The organism is Chryseobacterium sp. DT-167 (assembly GCF_058310155.1).
The window spans coordinates 45,494-64,654 of record NZ_JBZEEQ010000018.1 but is presented as its reverse complement, the minus strand read 5'-3'; the positions used below and the strand labels follow the sequence as shown (position 1 = coordinate 64,654).

Here is a 19,161-nt window from a genome sequence, read left to right as displayed (position 1 = left end):
AAAGGAGCAGGTGCAAACGCTTACCTGAACAACTATATTGCAGGACAAGATCCTACAGTATACACTACTGAACTGACTTACACTATCGTATCTCAATAATCCCGGGAAACTTAAAATCTATCGAGAAGTGTTGCAGTTTTTGCAGCACTTCTTTTTTTAAACACACAAAGGAATAAGAAATTCTCAAAATCCGGCTTCAGAATAAATTTAGGTTATTCTGTTCTTCTTGATAGGTCAATGCAGCTTAATTTCAACTTTTAGTAAGTTTCTGTATTTTCGTGTCTTCCTATAATATTTAATATTCTTAGATTTGTTAAAAATTTAGTGCTAATCTACATTTATACATTCTATAATTTATCTTTCTATTCTATTTCATTTTTGTGTTCCGAATTGTCTGATATGATTTCCTGAACTGCAATTTCCGACAACAGAAGATAAAATTGGCTTACAATTCTTACTCTTTGTACCTTCTACCCAGATTTCAATATCGTTTTCAATGATCATTTCTTCAAGTCTAAAAATTACTCAACTGTTTTGGGTTGGATTAAATATGGAATACAAAGAAATTAAAATATCAACAGGATCTGCAAAAGAAAAATATATTCACAGATTCTCAATAAGGCTGCAATAAATCTAACTGTCTTGTACCATCCTGTACCCCGAATTTTTTATTCGGAAAATATGTATACATTTAAAAAGCAAAAAATCAGTTGAAAAAAAGAATTGATGCAATATTACATTCAAAACAATATAATGCAATCGATTAATCATTCGTTGATCTGCTAAAATTTAAATAATGTTATAATAAAATTGTAATTAATACACCAAATTGATGAATAATAGTTCTTCACGATTACATTCTTCTAAGCAGAATAAAAGAAATTATTACTTTCCACTCATCCTGATAACGAGTTTATTTTTCTTCTGGGGATTTATCCATAATCTGGATCCAATCTTGATTAAACACCTGCGAAGTGCTTTTCAGCTGAACCATTTTCAGGCTTCACTAGTAGATTCATCTGTTTTTGCAGCCTACTTTTTACTGGCAATTCCCGCCGGACTTATTATTCAGAAATATGGTTACAAAACCGGAATTTTGGTAGGTTTATTCTTTTTCGCGGCTGGATGTTTTTTGTTTGTTCCGGCAGCTAATACTATTAGTTATCCGTTTTTTCTCGCGGCACTTTTTGTCTTGTCTTGTGGTTTGGCGATTCTGGAAACAGCAGCAAATCCTTACATTACCGTTTTGGGCGAACCAGAAAAAGCAACACAAAGATTAAACTTTGCACAGTCTTTTAATGGTTTGGCAGCTTCTATTGCTCCTATCGTCGGCGGAATTTTTATTCTGAGTGAAGAACCGAAATCACAGGAAGAACTTGCCGGACTTGATCAGGCTGCCAAGCTGACCTATATTCATGCCGAAACTTCATTGGTAAAAGGACCTTACATCATATTGGGACTGATCATCCTACTGGTTATGTTTTTATTTTTATTAATAAAACTACCAGAAGTAACGGAAAGCAAAGAAAAATCAACAAAGAATTTTCTACAGGTTTTAGGTGTAAAAAATGTCGGATGGGGCGTTCTTGCGCAGTTTTTTTATATCGGTGCGCAAATTTATGTTTTCAGTTTTCTTCTTGTTTTTGCAGAAGATGCAATCAATATGAAAGGTCAGGAAGCTAAATATTACGCAGGTGTAGCAGGATTTTTATTCATGATCGGACGTTTTGCAGGAACTTTTTTCATGAGATATATTTCACCACAGAAATTATTGAGAATTTACAGTGTAATCAGTATCATTCTCAGCATCTGGATTATTGCAGGATCAGGAATTTCAACATTGTATGCATTGGTTGCGCTTACATTTTTTATGTCAATCATGTTTCCAACAATTTTTGCCTTAGGAATAGAAGGAGCCGGTACAGAAACCAAACCAGCCTCCAGCTTATTAATCATGTCAATTGTCGGAGGTGCCATTATCCCCCCGATTGCAAGTAAAATCACCGATATTTCAGGAAATATTCATTTTTCATATATCGTCCCTTTAGTCTGTTTTGTTGTAGTATTTCTGTTTTCATTAAGATTCAGAAATAAAAAGTCTTCAATATAATTATGATTAATCTAAATAAAAAACATTTGTGATCTTCGCTGAGCAGAGCGCCTTTATCTCAATCAATTTATTGATTTTAAAGGAATCGATGAATCTTTGATTTGCGAACCTTAAAAACAGTTAGTAGTAAAAAAAACTTTGCGGACTTTGCGTTAAATAAACATTAAGCAAAAAAAAGAATATTAAATTTTAAAGCTAAAAATGAGCAATTTAATTTTAAAAATAAATCAAAAAGACAATGTTTTGGTCGCTTTGCAGGATATTCCGGCAGAAACCGAAATTATTTTCGAAGGAATCACCTACACAACTTTAGAAGCAATCCCTGCTAAACATAAATTCTTTATGAATGACATGAAACAGGGTGATGAAATCTTTATGTATGGTGTTTTGGTGGGTAAAGTACAGTACGATCTCGCAGCTGGAACTCGAATGACGACCGACAATACAAAACATGCTGCCGAACCATACTACTACAGAGATGTTGACTATCACTGGACAAAACCTGATGTGTCAAGATTTTTACATAAAACTTTTAAAGGATATCATCGCTCAAACGGCGATGTGGGTACGGCAAACTACTGGCTTTTTATCCCAACCGTTTTTTGTGAAAACCGTAATCTTGATATTATTAAAGAATCTCTTTATGACAGCTTAGGATATGCGGTAGATGCAAAATATAAAGACTACACGCATCAATTAGTGGAAGCTATTTCAAAAGGAGAAAATTTGGATGATCTTAATTTTTCACCTTCAAATATTCCTGCAAAAGACAGAGTTTTTAAAAATGTAGACGGCATCAAGTTTCTCAATCACACTGGTGGTTGCGGCGGAACAAGACAGGATGCGGATACACTCAGCAAACTTTTGGCGTCTTATGCAGATCATCCTAATGTTGCAGGAGTTACTTTGTTAAGTTTGGGTTGTCAGCATCTCCAAATTGATAATTTTAAACGAGATTTATACAATCGAAATCCTGATTTTGATAAACCTTTACTCGTTTTTGAACAGCAAAAAGCGGTAAGTGAAGAAACCATGATCAAAAATGCCATTTTTGAAACTTTGAAAGGATTGTTAGAAATTAACAAAATCGAACGTGAAGATGCGCCGATAAGCAAACTTTGTGTCGGTGTAAAATGTGGTGGAAGCGACGGTTTCAGTGGTATTTCAGCCAATCCGGCTGTAGGACATCTTGCCGATATCCTTTCTGTTTTGGGCGCTAAAGTTTTACTCGCAGAGTTCCCGGAATTGTGTGGTGTCGAACAGGAATTAATAGATCGTGCAGTTGATCAGCCAACCGCAGAAAAATTCATCAGACTGATGACAGAATATGATGAACTCGCCCATGCAGTGGGTTCAGGATTTTACATGAATCCTTCACCTGGAAATATTAAGGACGGATTGATCACAGATGCCATAAAATCAGCAGGTGCCGCAAAAAAAGGAGGATCTGCCCCTGTTGTTGATGTTTTGGATTATACTGAACCTGCAACCAAACCAGGATTAAGCCTTGTCTGCACCCCCGGAAATGATGTGGAAGCAACCACCGGAAAAGCGGCTTCAGGAGCAACATTAATTCTCTTTACAACAGGTCTGGGTACGCCTACAGGAAATCCGGTTTGCCCTGTCATCAAAGTGGCTACCAATACCGTTTTAGCAACAAAAATGTCAGATATTATCGATATTGATACAGGTGCGGTTGTACGTGGCGAAAAAACCATTCAGCAAATGGGTGAAGATATTTTAGATTTTTGTATTGATGTTGCCAGCGGAAATATTATTCCTAAAGCTGTAGCACTGAATCAGGATGATTTTATCCCCTGGAAAAGAGGAGTGAGTCTTTAAGAAAGTTAATCTTTTAATCTTTTAATTAAATATAAATGTTTTCATTAAAAAATAAAAAAGCAGTCGTAACAGGCGGCGGAAGCGGGATCGGGCAAGCCATTGCGGTTCAGCTTGCAGCGAATGGTGCAGAAGTCTATATTATCGAAATTACCGAGCAAAACGGACAGGAAACGCTGGAAAAAATAAAGTCTTCCGGAGGAAATGCTACAGTGTATGCCTGTGATGTTTCAAAACAGAAAGATGTTTTAGCAGTTTTTGAACAAATTGGAGCGATCAATATTCTTGTAAATAATGCAGGAATTGCCCACATCGGAAAAGCAGACACCACTTCAGAAGAAGATTTCGACAAAATTTTAAATGTCAATATTAAAGGAGTTTATAATTGTCTATTTGCGGCGATTCCGCAGATTAGAAAATCAGGAGGCGGTGTGATCATTAATATGGCTTCCATTGCTGCATTGGTGGGAATTCCTGACCGTTTTGCATACAGTACAGCAAAAGGTGCTGTGAAAGCAATGACGATGAGTGTTGCCAAAGATTATATCAATGAAAACATTCGTTGTAATTCCATTTCTCCGGCACGTGTACACACTCCTTTTGTGGATGGATTTTTAGAGAAAAATTATCCCGACAACATCGATGAAATGTTTGAAAAATTATCAAAAACCCAACCCATAGGAAGAATGGCTCAGCCTGAGGAAGTTGCCTCTTTAGCTCTTTACCTGTGTAGTGACGAAGCTTCATTCATCACCGGTGTAGATTATCCTATTGACGGCGGTTTTACCACTTTGAACAATTAAAATTTGTTTAAACTTGTGAATTTTCACACTTTAAAATATTAGACTGCAATCCTAGCCCCGATAGAAACGGCATCCTTTTGGGTTGCGGCTGGAGCAAAGCGAAAGCCGTAACCCAAAAGATATAGTGGATAGCGGGAAAAAGCTCCTTAGAAAATAATAAAAAGTAAAATAATATGAAATTAATAAAATTCGGAAAACCGGGACAAGAAAAACCGGGAGTCATTATTGACGATAAAAGATATGATGTTTCTCATCTGGTAAAAGATTATGATGAAAACTTTTTTTCCAGAGATGCCATTGAAAATTTGAAATCTGAAATAAATACTCAGAATCTACCCGAAATTTCTCTTGATGAAAGATTAGGTGCACCTTTGGCAAGACCGTCCAAAATCATCTGCGTCGGACTGAATTATAAAGATCACGCCGCTGAAACTAATGCTCCGATTCCACAGGAACCTATTTTGTTTTTTAAGGCTACAACCGCAATCGTAGGTCCGAACGATGATTTGATTATCCCTAAAACGAGCACAAAAACCGACTGGGAAGTTGAATTAGCCATCGTTATCGGAAAAAAAGCAAGTTATGTTTCTGAGGAAAATGCGCTTGAACACGTTGCAGGTTATGTTTTGCATAACGATTATAGTGAAAGAGCTTTCCAACTGGAAAGAAACGGACAGTGGGTAAAAGGAAAAAGCTGTGATACTTTTGCTCCAATCGGGCCCTTCATTGCAACACCCGATGAAATTGAAGATGTTCATAATTTACGTTTGTGGTTGAAAGTCAATGGACAAATGCTGCAGAACGGAAATACTTCCAACCTGATTTTTAATCTTCCTTTTATCGTAAGTTATATCAGTCAGTTTATGACTTTACTTCCGGGGGATGTTATCAGTACAGGAACGCCTGCGGGTGTCGGTTTGGGACAAAAACCTGAACCTTGGTATCTGAAACCAGGTGATGTGGTAGAATTAGGAATTGACGGTTTGGGAAGCAGCACACAAAAAGTAAAAGCTTACGGTGAATGAAAAAATTTTGTCTAGCCCTCGATTTGATCGATGATCCTGAATTGATTGCGGAATACGAAAAGCATCACCAAAACGTTTGGCCTGAAGTGAAACAAAGTATTTTGGATTCCGGAATTACAAATATGGAGATTTATCGTATTCAGAACAGATTATTTATGATGATGGAAGCCGATGAAAATTTTTCTTTTGAGGCTAAAAATGAGGCTGATAAAAACAATTCAACAGTTCAGGAATGGGAAGAATTGATGTGGAAATTCCAAAAACAGTTACCCAATTCTAAACCGGATGAAAAATGGCAGTTGATGGACAAAATATTTTCATTATAAATTTCATTTTAGAGAAAATTGTTAAAAATGATTATTGATTCTCACGTACATTTTTGGAAATTTGATCCGGTTCGGGATGCCTGGATTATGAAAGATATGACCGCAATCCGGAAAGATTTTCTGCCGGAAGATTTTTCTTTATATTTAAATGAAAACAGCATTGATGGTTGTATTGCTGTACAGGCTGATCAAAGTGATGAAGAAACTGCTTTTTTGGTCAATTTAGCCAAAGAAAATCCGTTTATTAAGGGTGTTGTTGTTTGGATTGATTTAACTTCTGACAAACTTAAACAGTCACTTCAAAACTATCAGTCTGAAAAGTTGATCAAAGGTTTCAGGCATATTGCTGAAGGAGAAGAAATCGGTTTTTTACTGCAAGAAAATGTACTTAATGGAATTGCTGCGCTTCACAAATATGACTATACTTTCGATATTTTGTTGAGACAACACCAGCTTTCTGATGCGGTAAAACTTTCGGAAAAATTACCCGATCAACCTTTTATTCTGGATCATTGCGGAAAACCGGATTTGAAAACTAATGATTTAAAAGACTGGAAATCTAACATTTCCGAACTTGCCAAAAATCCCAATATCTATTGCAAAATATCAGGACTTTTAACCCAAGGAAATTGGAATAATATTGATGAAAAAATAATTTTTGAAACTTTAGATGTTATTTTTACTCAATTCGGAATTAAGCGTGTCATTTTTGGAAGTGACTGGCCTGTGATGTTATTAGGAGGAAATTATGCTTTGTGGCTGCAATTGATTTCAAAATATGTAAGCCAATTTACAGAAACCGAACAACAATTTTTTTTCTCCGGAAATGCAGTGAAATTTTACAAATTATAATTAACCACAAAAGCCACAAAATATTTTGACACATGAGCGACATTAGATTTAAGTTTAAAACTTTGAGAATAATAAGAACATATAAGCTTAAAAATCAGAGATTACTATTTTAAAATGAATGAATTAAAAACTTTGTGGTCTTTGTTAAATGAAATGCCTTTGCGAACTTGAAAACAGTTTGTAGTCAAAAAATCTTTGTGCACTTTGCGTTAAAAAAATATTACAAAAAATATGAATCTAAATCTCGACCATAAAATAATCATCGTAAGCGGCGGTGCAAAAGGCATCGGAAATGCTATTGCAAAAACTTTAGCCGAAGAAAAAGCGTTTCCGATCATCATAGGGAGAAACGAAGACGACAACAAAAAAGCTGTTCAGGAAATCATTGATAACGGCAGAAAAGCTGATTTCGTTACCGCCGAACTTTCCCAACCCGAAGAATGCAAAAAAGCTATTGAAGAAGTTATAAAAAAATACAGAAAAATTGATGGAATTGTCAACAACGCCGGTGTAAATGATGGAGTTGGACTGGAAAATGGCTCGTATGAAGGATTTATGGAATCCTATCATAAAAATGTGGTGCATTATTACCTTTTGGTCCATCACGCACTTCCTTATCTTAAGGAAAGTAAAGGTTCGATTGTGAACATTGGAAGTAAAACTGCAGAAACCGGACAGGGCGGAACTTCCGGTTATGCCGCAGCAAATGGTGCAAGAAATGCCTTGACAAGAGAATGGGCGGTCGAGCTATTACCATACAGCATCCGTGTGAATGCCATTATCGTGGCTGAAGCCTGGACACCGCTTTACCAATCGTGGATTTCTACCTTCGAAAATCCTGAAGAAAAATTGAAAAGTATTACCTCAAAAATACCATTCGAAAAACGTATGACGACCTCTGAAGAAATAGCAAATATGGCAGCGTTTCTCTTATCGGAAAAATCTTCGCATACAACAGGGCAGTTGATTCATGTGGATGGTGGGTATGTGCATTTGGACAGGAGTCTTGAATTGTAGTCTCTTTGATTTCAGCTTTAAAATAATGATTCCAAAAAACTCTCCGGTTCTTATTTAAACTGCCGTGGATAACATGGGAATTGTTTCTTTAATGTAGGCTCTGCTACGGATCACATTAAATATGAAGCCATTTGTGCTATTTGAATACAATTTTGTAGTATCCGTCCTCGTCTGTCACATCAATACCGACACCTTTAAATGTTAGTTTATTAATCTGGTAGCCGTCACAGCCTCCTTTAAATTCAGATGACTGTATTGAAAAATCAAAAGTTTTTAGGGGCGAGTAAAAGATGTAGTTTTTTGTACCGTTATATGCTCCTACATTTTCTAAAATAATTCTGCCATCACCGGTTTTGGAGACCTGTACCCCGACTTGATTTTCGTCTTTTATGGAAAAAGGATCAAGATTCCCATTTGTGATCAGGTTGTTGCCACCGGAGTCAGTAAATTCAAAAACAATTGGCTGAGGAGGATTGTAACAGTCGTCACCACAGGATGTCAGAATAAAAAACAATAAAAGAAAAAGGATTACTTTTTTCATCGGATAAAGATTATTTGGTGAAACGTAAAGTTAATCATTAACTTTTGAATTTCATGTTATGGCTTTCTTCCGCCGCTTGGTTACTTTATTCTTTTTGAAGACGCTGTCGTTTTATACGGCTGAGTGTATCCTTTGATATGCCCAGATAAGAGGCAATGATGTGCTGTGGAAAGCGTTTCAGGAAATCCGGATAAGCAGCAATAAAATCTGAATATCTTTTTTCTGCTCCAGCGCTTATTGAGGAGGTGAGTCTTTTTAAATTGGCAACACTATTTCTGTCATCCATTATCCTGACCATTTCTGCAAAAGCAGGGCAGATCTGTATCAGTTCCAGAACATTGGTTCTTGAAATCAGCAGCAGTTCAGTATCTTCCCACGCATCGATATTATATAAGGAAGGTACTGATGTTGTATAACTTTCGCGGTCTCCTACCCACCAGTTTTCTGTAAATAATTGTACGATATATTCTGTTCCGTTATCTTTTACGGTGTATTGCCGCATTGCGCCGCTGAGGATAAATCCGTAATATTTGCATACATCTCCTTCCTGCAAAAAATATTGCCTTTTGCGAAGCCGTTTGTGTATAAAATGGTTTTTTATAATCTCAAAATCATTTTCAGAGATGCCGCCGGGCAAATAACCGTTTATGTAATCAAATAGTTGTTTCATGATTTCCTCATCATAGCAAATTTAAGCATTTTTTCTCTGTGCTGAAAATGATGCAAGATTACTCTTGATCATGCATCTGCACTTACATTACATCCAACAGATGCAACAGGAAGTAGACATTTGTCTACTATATTTTTCGTCAAAGATCATCTTTAATTTATGATGCGAATTCTAAATTTGCTTGATAATTTAAGAAGTCTAACGATAAAATTTAGGCAAAAAATATCAATTAATAGCTTAATGATTCTGTAATATACAAACGAAAAATACAACAAATTAGATTGCATTTAAAATTATGAAAAAGAAAATAAGCTTTTCAACTAAAGGACAAAGGGCGGATATAGGAAACATTGTAATATACCGTATGCTTGCCAATAAATATGCAGATAAAGTGGGGGCTTTCATTTTTCTCGATCATATTGCCCCCGCATTCCGTACAGTACCGGATAAAGACGGTACAGGGGTGCATCCACACCGTGGAATAGCGACTCTTACTTATGTTATCAATGGTGAAGTAGAACATTTCGACAGTAGAGGCAATCATGAGAAGGTTCGCTCAGGAGGAATTCAGTGGATGAAAGCTGGGAACGGAATTACTCATGACGAAAGATTAAATGCCGATTCCGGAGCAGATGATCATCTTGTTCATGCTTTCCAGTTCTGGATCAATCTTCCTTCAAAGATCAAAGCTGAAGAACCGGAATATTTGGCAATTCAGGGTGATGAAGTTCCTCAGGTAAATTTTTCGGATGATAAGGGATGGTTAAAGGTAATTGTCGGAAAATATCAGGGTCACAGTTCTGTAATACCAAATTATTCAGAGCAGTTTCTCTATCATATCTGTCTACGGTCAGGTAAAAATATCACCTTTTCAATTGATGAAGGAATTGAGGTGGCTGCTTTTTTGTCAAACAATGAAATTTTCCTCAACGATGTGGAATTTAAATTGGGAGAATTTGTAGAATTTGACAGAGTGGCAGGTGAGATTACTATAGAAAACAAAACCTCTGATGTGGCAGATATTATTTTATTTGGCGGTGAACCATATACCGAGCCGATCGCAGCTGAAGGTCCGTTTGTGATGAATAGCCGATCTGAGATCGCAGAAGCTTACCGTGATTTTTATGCTGGAAAATACGGAACGATTGAGGATACTAAAAGGAAAACTTTGAACAATTAAATAATAAGCAAATACAAATGGAAATAGGAATAGACAGTTTTGCATCGGCAATGTATGGAACTGATACCCTGAATAGTGTGGATGTAATGGAACAGCTGTTGGACAGAATCTCAATGGCTGATCAGAGCGGACTTGATTTTTTCGGTATCGGTGAACATCATAGACAGGGGTTTCTGGATTCTGCACCTGATGTGATTTTGGCTGCCGCTGCCGCCAGAACTGAAAGAATCAGGTTGGGGAGTGCTGTAAAAGTATTGAGTACGGATGATCCTGTGAGAGTATATCAAAGTTTTGCTACCCTTGATCTTATATCAAAAGGTCGGGCAGAGCTTGTCGTGGGTCGCGGATCTTCTGTAGAAGCATTTCCTCTTTTTGGATTTGATTTAAAAGACTATGATGTCTTATTTGCAGAAAAGCTGGAATTATTGCTTCAGATACGGGATAACGAGTTTACCACATGGTCGGGTAAATTCAGACCGGCGATGAATAACCAGCCTGTTTATCCCAGAGCAATCCAGAAAAAACTGCCTGTTTGGCTGGGAGTTGGGGGTACACCAGAATCTTTTGTGCGTGCAGGCTCATTAGGATTGCCGCTTATGGTGGCGGTAATCGGCGGAGAAACAGAGCGCTTTCGGCCACTTGTTGATCTGTATCGTGAAGCGGGGAGTATCGCAGGATTTTCACCGGAGCAGCTGAAGGTAGGGCTGCATTCGCCTGGTTACGTAGCGCATAACACGGAAGAGGCTGTAGCAAATTATTACCCCGGCTATGCCAAGTTATGGACTAAACTTGGTAAAGATAGAGGGTGGCCCCCTGTGACCAGATCAGGCTTCGATGCTTTGATGGCTCCCAAAGGAGTATTATTGGTTGGCGGACCTGAAGAGGTTGCCGAAAAATTACTTAGCCACAGCAAAGCACTGGGCGGCATCGACAGATTTGCCTTTCAGATGGATAATGCAGGACTATCACATCAGCAATTGCTGCAAGCTACTGAATTGATCGGGACAAAAGTGATCCCTCTGGTAAAGCAGGCACTATAAAACTGTAGTATTATTTTGGGATTCGATGGTATTCTAAACTAACGGAAAGGAATTACAGGATATCGCAGAAAGCTTGATTACTGATTGCGGGTGCACAGACGAGTTGCGAAGATATAGTATAGACAATAATAAACAATCAATTATGAAAATATTTATAAAAGAAAATCAAACAGGAGGCTATGTCATAGCACGGGAGAAAGAGAAGAGAGCGGGAGCAATGACGTATTCTGTCGCTGGAGAAGAACTGATCATTATTGACCATACTGAGGTTGAGCCTGAATATAACGGCAAAAACGTGGGGCTGCAGATGCTTCATAAAATTGTTGACATGGCAAGGGAAAATAGCCTGAAAATAATACCGCTATGTCCTTTTGCAGCAGCTATGTTCAAAAAACATGAGGATATTAAGGATGTATTAAAATCATAAAATAAGCAATTATGGAAACTACAAAAGAATATAAAAAAGGTGATTTTTCTATCATCTGGAAGCCAAAACTATGTATTCATGCAGGTATCTGTGTAAAAAGCCTTCCACAGGTATATGATCCAAAAGCATCACCCTGGGTAAAGTGTGATAATGCCTCGGTAGAAGACCTGAAACGCCAAATCGACAAATGTCCTTCGGGTGCCTTATCTTATAAAGAATCCTAAGCCAATAATACGGATCAGTCCATGTTCTATGACTGATAAACCATTCCTTTACTGACCTAAATGAAAATCAGAATATAGAAATCAATTCCATAGAAAAATTGAATTTCTATATTCTCTGTTATGATGATTTTATGTTGTGATTTTTAAATTAATTAATATTTAAATAATTTATAAAAATTTATTAAAATATTTTATTATTTTTAAAATATATAATTAATTATTTATAAATATATCAAAATATTATAGTTTATATTATATTTTTTGTATATTTGAAAATATAAATAATTAAATATTTATAAAAAATAATATTATTATGATAAAAATTTTACAATTCATACTTTCTGTGTCGGTAATGATTACCGCAATAGTATTTGCTCAGGCACCGGTTCTTGGTACAACTTCAGATTTTGCACTTTTTTCATCAAATGGTGCGGTAAGTAATACCGGTCTGTCCCAATTGACAGGTAATGTAGGTACCAATAATGGCTCTAGCACAAATTTTGGCAATGTAGATGGGGTAATGCATGATGCAAATGGTGCTACAGCTACAGCAGCTGCATCTTTAACGATTGCCTACAATCAATTAAATTCCGCTATTCCTAATTTCTTTCCTGCACCATTACTGGGGAACGGACAGACATTGACGGCGGGAACTTATTTCATCGGACAAAGTGCTACCCTGAATAATGTTCTGACTCTCGATGGAGGGGGGAATGCAAATTCTGTTTTTATATTTAAAATCCAGGGCGCATTTTCGTCGGCAGCGGGAGCGCAGGTATTGCTTACCAATGGTGCTCTTGCGTGTAATGTATTCTGGAAAGTAGAAGGATTGGTCGACTTGGCATCCAATACATCCATGAAAGGTACCATAATTGCAAATAATGCGGCTATCATACTGAATACAGGAACATCACTGGAAGGTCGTGCACTTTCTACGACAGGAGCTGTCACCGTTTCCGGTGTCACTGTAAGAAAGCCGATTGGATGTGGAAGTTTGGTTTTAACCGGACCTGCTCAACCTGTTCTGAATAGCGTTGCATGTTACACAATTTTTACGGGAAATGGTACAGTTACCAACACCGGGGTTTCTTTGGTTACGGGTGATATAGGCTCAAATCTTGGTCTTACCACAGGTTTTTCTGCGATTAATGTTACAGGTACCATACATTCAAGCCCGGATACATCAACAGCAATGTGTGCTTTGGATTTAAACAATGTGTATGCTTTTTTAAATACTCTTCCAACCGATATTCAGTTGCTTTATCCTGCTGCATTTGGGCAGAATCTGGTACTTACTCCTCACACATATCAGCTGAATGCTGCAACGGTTCTCAACGGGACGGTATTTTTAAATGCTCAGAATAATCCCAATGCTGTTTTTGTAATAAAAATAAATGGTGCTCTTTCCACAAGTACTTATGCGTCGGTAGTTTTACAGAATGGAGCACAGGCAAAAAATGTATTCTGGAAAATTGACGGGGCTGTGAGCCTTAATGATTATGCAAGCTTTAAAGGTACTGTAATCGGTAACAATGGTGCGATCAATATGAATCTTGGTTCTACTATAGAAGGTCGTGTATTGAGTACAAGCGGTGCGATCAATACGGTGGGTATTAATGCGCAAATGACTCCCGGTTGTAATCCTGGATCGTTAGCTGTGAGTGGTGCTGTTGAAAATAAGCAGACAGCCAATGTTTATCCTAATCCTTTCTCATCAGTTCTGAATGTAAAACTTGATAATGAGAATAAAGGTTCAAATCTTACAATTTATAACGCTGCGGGAGCAAGAGTTTTAGGAGAAGTTTTGAATGAAACTTTAAGTTCAATTCAGTTAAGTCTTCCTGCTGGAATCTATTTTTATCAGATACAAAGTAAAGATGGTAAGGTTCAAACAGGAAAAATTATTTCTAAACCATAGTATTTTAATATATTTTCCAAATCATCAAGTCTCACTAAAAGGTGAGACTTTTTTCGTTTACTGTATCTGTAATTATCATGAGTCGGAATGCAAAGAATTATTAATGAAAAAAGCCCTCTCTGAGAGAAGGCCCGAAACACAATAATGAAAAAAACAGCTTTGAAACTGTATGCAATTGCCTGAGGGATTATAATTAATTGTGCTTACAGTCAAGGGTAGATTAGGTTACTATTTCCAATAATTCCAGTTGGCTCCGTCATAGACTGCTAATGTAGATGATGTGGAATCATACACTATGGTTCCTGCGATGCAGCCAACCATGGTCAGATGTGGATTGGCAGTGATTGGGAGTACCAATGCTTTTGATGTGGATTCCAACACCAATGTTCCTGACTTTGACGAAACATCAGAACCGATGATCACTCCCGCATTCACATTATTGTCTGAGCCTGCATTGGTAAATGCGTGGGGTATTCCTGCGTTGGCTTCCGTCAGATTCAGCCATCCGCCACTTCCGTTGCTGTTTCGTTGTTCCCATACCTGTACTGATTTTTCTACAGTATTGAACACGAATGTTCCGCCTGTATTATTTGCTGTAACCGATGCAACAGAAGGAAGAATTATCCCTTTATTGCCGGATCCGAACTCGAGAAGTACACTGCTGTTTGTGATTGATGTCTTACCAATGGCTATCTGTGCATTTAGGAGAGCAGAGAAACCAAGAAGAGCAATGCATCCACTTATTTTTGAAGGAGCTTTCATAAAATTATTTAATTACTTTGTGATTTTTATTCGTTACATCCTTTCGTGATACAGTTCCAGCCTGTTCTTGCATTATCTACTGCAGGATTATTACCCCTGTAGAGCTGTACACATCCTAGATCTGTGTTGTAGATGATCATTCCCTCAATGGCTATCAATGCATCCCGCTGAGCGGTATTCATGTGGGTAATAATCAGTCCTTTTTCAGCAGAATCCAGTGCTATATGACCGTTCGGGATACTTTTTGGCCAGTTGTTTACTGTCAGGCTGGGTTTTGTAGTAATCCCCATATCGGTATAGCTTAATGGTGTTCCTGCGGTACCGGGTTTTATGCACACGCACATAACTCTGTTAAGGCCATAGCCGCGACCCGACATATTTGTAGCGCCAACAACATTCTGTGTTGCGACAACGGTATTGGTTCCTGTAGTATTCCAGGTTATGGTATTAAATGAATTACCATTAACAAGTTTTAGAGGAAACAGTGGGCCACCGGAAGATTTGCTCCCAAACATTGTTACTGTTCCGTTGGGGCTGATGTTTACCCTGATTATAGGATTAGTTTGTGTGCCTGTCATGTTATAAATAAATGGTGTATTGGTTTCGTAGCTGCTGTTATCAACAAACTGTACATTGATTCCGGAAGTTCCTGATGACTGAAATTCAAATTCTTGGGTTGCCAGAGGTGTTCCGTTGATAATCATATTAAATGAATTATCCAGCTTGGTAATGTCTAATACAAAACCATAATTTGCGGCAGGCTGATTAAAGGATTGTGTCACCGGATTTGAGGGTGCATTGCTGCCGTTGTAATCCCAGCTGAAGGTTGATCCGTTGACAGCCTGTGTACAAATATCTTCTGCAGAAAGAATTCCGAATTTTATATTATCTACCGAAGGATTTGCAGAATTAAAAAGTACAGGTATCCTGAGGTTCGGAGTTCCGCTTTCCACACCTGTTCCTGAAAGATTGTTCATGCCATAATCTTCACCGACAATTTCCCATCCGGTGGGAAGCTGAGGTGAAGAAAAGCTATAGGTCCCGGTTACATCACGGGTATCAATTGCCACAGCATAAGTGTTACTTACTTCAAGTATTGTTGATGGAAATACAAAATTTCCATTTGCTGCTACTGCAACTTTTGAAATAATTGTATTGTTTGCCGCCAGAAGATATGCGTACAGAGGCATGGAAGCTGCAGATCCTATGCCTGTACCGTTAATGGTCGTGTTTCCGTCAATATCACGGTATACATTTCCGTTTACGGTTGCAGGAGCCACATCCGATGCTACAAAAAAGCCTCCACCGCCCATAAAATCAAGTCCGCCGACAGTACCGTCTGTATTGGAAGGTACATTTGATAAATTGATCAGATCATGCGTTCCCTGAAGTACATCATCGGGAAAAACTGATATGCCGTAGATTACCTGTCCTCCTGTCACTCCCAGCTCAGAAAATGTAACGAAGTCGCCGGATATTGCCTGCGATGAAATATTTTCCGCCGGTCGTATTAAATTGTCTGTCGCCGAAGGATTTGCATTGTTAGTATTTTGGAATACAGTACTGGTAAGCGTATATCCGGTACTGCTGAAGTTTGTCTGATTTCTGCTGATGAGATTTCCTAAGCCTGAAACTTTTCCTGTTGTGTCAAGAGAGGTTATAACGGCAACTTTATAATTATCATTGCCACCTCGATCCAGAAGAAGTGCGCCTAATTTGTTGAGGTTGATGTTTGCCGGCATTACCACTCCTGCATCCAGTATCAGATCTACTCTTTCTACATTATTGGTGGTTCCAGTTGCTGAATTGGAAAAGATATTGTCGACCCCACGGTTGATAACATAGCTATTGATGAGATCTTCAAGGTTTTCAATATATTCCGCTTTAAAATAAGTGTCATTACCTGAAATCAGGCTGTTTTCGAAAAATCCGGTAAATTTATCAGGATTTTGAGCCGTCATTCCGGCTATAATTCTGCGGTTTACCGCAATACGGTCGTATGGAACTGCTCCCGACTGAGTGAAAGGGACGTAATTCTGACTGTTGAACTGGAAAGACTGCAGCTTTGGAACCGTGCCTGTTGTAGAAGAATTGGTACGTCCGAAGAAAAGATTGTAATTGTTTGAGGACAGATAACCAGATGAACCAGTGTTGTATCCTGGTCGTATAACGTTGGTTGTAATGGCGCTCTGATTTTGTACCACTGTAAAATTAGACGCTGTCTGTCCGGATAAGGAAATGGCTATACAGACAGTGGATAGGTGTGAGATCTTTTTTAATGACATTAATATATTTTTTGTGTTTATTTGGTTGTTTTCGTTATAAGATAATCTTGTGATGACCGCTGCCGTATTTTTTGAATAGAGCTGCTTTTGTCGGTTGCAAAGCTATTATGAGTCTGCAAATAAAGAAAGAATGTGTATTACCATATTCCTGAAATTGGTAATGAAAGGATAGATTTGCTCAACAATCAGCTCTTCAGAAGGAGTATTCTATAAAGCTCATAGTTCAAGTTACAGTGAATACTGTGCAATAGGCGAAGGATGATTCAAGTAAAAAAAATAATATCCAGATTTGGCGAAAGCTCTGTCTGAAATATGACAGAAATGTATTCATTTTGTGAAATAATTCACGATAATGATAAAGTATTACTGATAGTGATAATTAAGTTATGGTATAAAAAAAAGAATTATTACATTTTATGCTTAGAAAAAATTACTTTTGTCACATCAATAATGACACTTAATGAAAAGGAACTCTGTGTTGCTGTTTTTCTTTTTGTGTATGTATGTCCATTCACAAAGAAGGGAGGAATTCGACAAACTTTATGTGAAAACTTATCTTGAAACTTCGCAAAAAGATTTTAACAAAGCTATAAAAATTGCTGATTCTCTTTATCAGTTTTCCTCTGATCCTATTTTAAAGAGCAGAAGCCTCATGTTGTCTGCAACATTATATCAGCAGAAAGGAAAATTTACCAAAGCCGTTGATTACGCACTTTCTGCCGAGAAAGCAATTGATAAGACTGATAACATTACCTGGAAGACCAGGATCTACGGTTTTCTCGCGTCCCAATACAGAATGCTGAAATTATATGATCTCTCAAAAAAATATGCAGATGAAGCTATAGAAAGCAGTAAAAAAATTACCGATACGCTGGCTTCGAGACAAATGGTGGGTCTTATGATGCAGGAAAAAGCATATTTTGAGATTGACCGGAAAAATTATAAAGCATCCATTCGGTATATTAATTTTTCTAAAAATCTTCTTAAAGATGTAAAAAATAATAATGATTTCTTTACCGCAAATAATGAGCAATTGCTCGGACTCAATTATTTTTACCTCAACCAATATCCGCGCTCACTGAAACATTATGAAACTGCACTTTCGCAGATAAAAGGTCAGCCTGAAACATTTCTGACCGGATTGATCTATAACGGTATTTCCAACGTATATCTGAACACGGGAAGAATTAAAGAAGCTGAGTACGAACTAAATAAAGCACGGAAAATTGCTGACCAGACACAATTTCTACAGTTAAAAAAAGAAATATACGATACTGCGGAACGTCTTTACCTTGCCAAGAAGGAAGTAACTAAAGTCGGTGAGTTCAAAAAGAAACAGGATTCTGTAAAAGCCCAGCTAGATACAGAGGCAGGAAGTTTTTACGATTCATCTTTGAAAGCTGCAGAAAGAAATAATACCAATGCAAAGAAGTCCGGCATCGTCAAAAATATTTTAATTATTTTGGTCTTTGCAGTATTATTGGGTTTTTTCATTTACTTTTTATATTATCAGAGAGCCGAAAAAATGACCCGTCAGAGATTTAGGGCAATTATTGCAGAATTGAACCGGAGAGCATATGATAAAGAAAACCGGGAACGAAAAAGTGAAAATTATCTTTCAGCTGTGAACAATGATGATCAAACTTCATTAATGACTTCTTTAACGGAAAATAAATTGGTTAAAGATCTTGAAAAATTTGAAAGCACCAATGTTTATTTGAAAAATGACATCTCCTTAGCTGCTTTGGCTTCTTACTGTAAAACAAACACAAAATATTTATCCTACGTCATCAAACATCATAAGGGTATGGATTTTAATAATTATATAAATTCACTCAGAATCAACTATATTATAGAAAAGCTGACCCATGATCCCGAATATAGAAAATATAAAATTGCAACTTTAGCAGAAGAATGCGGTTTTTCGTCACAAAATAAATTTGCAACTGTTTTTAAAAAAGTTACCAACATATCACCGTCGGTTTTTATCAGATATATTCAGGATCAATCGCGTGAACCCTCATCAGATAAATAACGGCTTTTGATTTTATTTTTGTTAAAATATACTCAATATACTTTACCTTTTTCCTGAAAATGGTAACAGAAGTTCTGGAAAGTTACTGAAAGCTTGTGTAGTTTTGT

The 19,161-nt window shown here is 37.3% G+C and carries 18 protein-coding genes; 13 read left to right on the top strand and 5 right to left on the bottom strand.

The features are described 5' to 3' along the window. Positions 1-372 precede the first annotated feature (372 nt). Positions 373-504, bottom strand: coding sequence for a hypothetical protein (locus AC4FQ5_RS18810; RefSeq protein ID WP_491145859.1), 132 nt, complete (start codon positions 502-504; stop codon positions 373-375). A 328-nt stretch (positions 505-832) separates the two neighbouring features. Between AC4FQ5_RS18810 and fucP the strand changes: the two genes are divergently transcribed. From fucP to AC4FQ5_RS18775, 7 genes are all read left to right on the top strand, one after another. Beyond that, positions 833-2,110 (top strand): L-fucose:H+ symporter permease, encoded by a 1,278-nt coding sequence (gene fucP / locus AC4FQ5_RS18805; RefSeq protein ID WP_491145857.1) that lies wholly within the window; start codon positions 833-835, stop codon positions 2,108-2,110. Positions 2,111-2,311: 201 nt separating this feature from the next. Beyond that, entirely contained in the window at positions 2,312-3,952 is a 1,641-nt protein-coding gene (locus AC4FQ5_RS18800; protein WP_491145855.1) for a UxaA family hydrolase, read from the top strand. 35 nt (positions 3,953-3,987) lie between these two features. Further along, the gene (locus AC4FQ5_RS18795; RefSeq protein ID WP_491145853.1) at positions 3,988-4,752 is read left to right on the top strand and encodes an SDR family NAD(P)-dependent oxidoreductase; all 765 of its coding nucleotides are present in this window, start codon (positions 3,988-3,990) and stop codon (positions 4,750-4,752) included. Positions 4,753-4,925: 173 nt separating this feature from the next. Next, positions 4,926-5,777 carry a fumarylacetoacetate hydrolase family protein gene (locus tag AC4FQ5_RS18790; RefSeq protein ID WP_491145851.1) on the top strand — a complete coding sequence of 284 codons (852 nt, stop codon included), beginning with the start codon at positions 4,926-4,928 and terminating at the stop codon, positions 5,775-5,777. Then, the gene (locus AC4FQ5_RS18785; RefSeq protein ID WP_491145849.1) at positions 5,774-6,103 is read left to right on the top strand and encodes an L-rhamnose mutarotase; all 330 of its coding nucleotides are present in this window, start codon (positions 5,774-5,776) and stop codon (positions 6,101-6,103) included. The genes AC4FQ5_RS18790 and AC4FQ5_RS18785 overlap by 4 nt, the downstream gene beginning before the upstream one ends. A 27-nt stretch (positions 6,104-6,130) precedes the next feature. After that, a complete protein-coding gene (locus AC4FQ5_RS18780) occupies positions 6,131-6,955 on the top strand; it encodes an amidohydrolase family protein (RefSeq protein ID WP_491145847.1) in 825 nt (274 codons plus the stop codon). A gap of 231 nt (positions 6,956-7,186) precedes the next feature. Next, entirely contained in the window at positions 7,187-7,972 is a 786-nt protein-coding gene (locus tag AC4FQ5_RS18775; RefSeq protein WP_491145845.1) for an L-fucose dehydrogenase, read from the top strand. Positions 7,973-8,108: 136 nt separating this feature from the next. On the opposite strand, the gene AC4FQ5_RS18770 is transcribed toward AC4FQ5_RS18775, so the two are convergent. Continuing rightward, on the bottom strand, positions 8,109-8,513 hold the full coding sequence (locus AC4FQ5_RS18770) for a hypothetical protein (RefSeq protein WP_491145844.1): 405 nt from the start codon (positions 8,511-8,513) through the stop codon (positions 8,109-8,111). Between the two features lie 85 nt (positions 8,514-8,598). Next, positions 8,599-9,183, bottom strand: coding sequence for a Crp/Fnr family transcriptional regulator (locus AC4FQ5_RS18765; protein ID WP_491145842.1), 585 nt, complete (start codon positions 9,181-9,183; stop codon positions 8,599-8,601). Between the two features lie 295 nt (positions 9,184-9,478). Between AC4FQ5_RS18765 and AC4FQ5_RS18760 the strand changes: the two genes are divergently transcribed. The 5 genes from AC4FQ5_RS18760 (at position 9,479) to AC4FQ5_RS18740 (ending at position 13,972) form a co-directional block, all read left to right on the top strand. Continuing rightward, positions 9,479-10,363, top strand: a complete 885-nt coding sequence (locus tag AC4FQ5_RS18760) for a pirin family protein (protein WP_491145841.1) — start codon at positions 9,479-9,481, stop codon at positions 10,361-10,363. A gap of 17 nt (positions 10,364-10,380) precedes the next feature. Beyond that, positions 10,381-11,403, top strand: a complete 1,023-nt coding sequence (locus AC4FQ5_RS18755) for an LLM class flavin-dependent oxidoreductase (RefSeq protein ID WP_491145839.1) — start codon at positions 10,381-10,383, stop codon at positions 11,401-11,403. A gap of 142 nt (positions 11,404-11,545) precedes the next feature. Next, entirely contained in the window at positions 11,546-11,830 is a 285-nt protein-coding gene (locus AC4FQ5_RS18750; RefSeq protein ID WP_491145838.1) for a GNAT family N-acetyltransferase, read from the top strand. Between the two features lie 11 nt (positions 11,831-11,841). After that, a complete protein-coding gene (locus AC4FQ5_RS18745) occupies positions 11,842-12,054 on the top strand; it encodes a (4Fe-4S)-binding protein (RefSeq protein ID WP_491145837.1) in 213 nt (70 codons plus the stop codon). 313 nt (positions 12,055-12,367) lie between these two features. Beyond that, positions 12,368-13,972: an ice-binding family protein gene (locus tag AC4FQ5_RS18740; RefSeq protein WP_491145835.1), complete on the top strand. Its 1,605-nt coding sequence runs from the start codon at positions 12,368-12,370 to the stop codon at positions 13,970-13,972. A 228-nt stretch (positions 13,973-14,200) separates the two neighbouring features. On the opposite strand, the gene AC4FQ5_RS18735 is transcribed toward AC4FQ5_RS18740, so the two are convergent. Beyond that, positions 14,201-14,734 carry a hypothetical protein gene (locus AC4FQ5_RS18735; RefSeq protein ID WP_491145833.1) on the bottom strand — a complete coding sequence of 178 codons (534 nt, stop codon included), beginning with the start codon at positions 14,732-14,734 and terminating at the stop codon, positions 14,201-14,203. A gap of 26 nt (positions 14,735-14,760) precedes the next feature. Further along, positions 14,761-17,019 (bottom strand): hypothetical protein, encoded by a 2,259-nt coding sequence (locus AC4FQ5_RS18730; RefSeq protein WP_491145831.1) that lies wholly within the window; start codon positions 17,017-17,019, stop codon positions 14,761-14,763. Between the two features lie 460 nt (positions 17,020-17,479). Here AC4FQ5_RS18730 and AC4FQ5_RS18725 point away from each other — a divergent pair, with 460 nt between their 5' ends. Then, a complete protein-coding gene (locus AC4FQ5_RS18725; RefSeq protein WP_491145829.1) occupies positions 17,480-19,054 on the top strand; it encodes a helix-turn-helix domain-containing protein in 1,575 nt (524 codons plus the stop codon). Positions 19,055-19,161 lie beyond the last annotated feature (107 nt).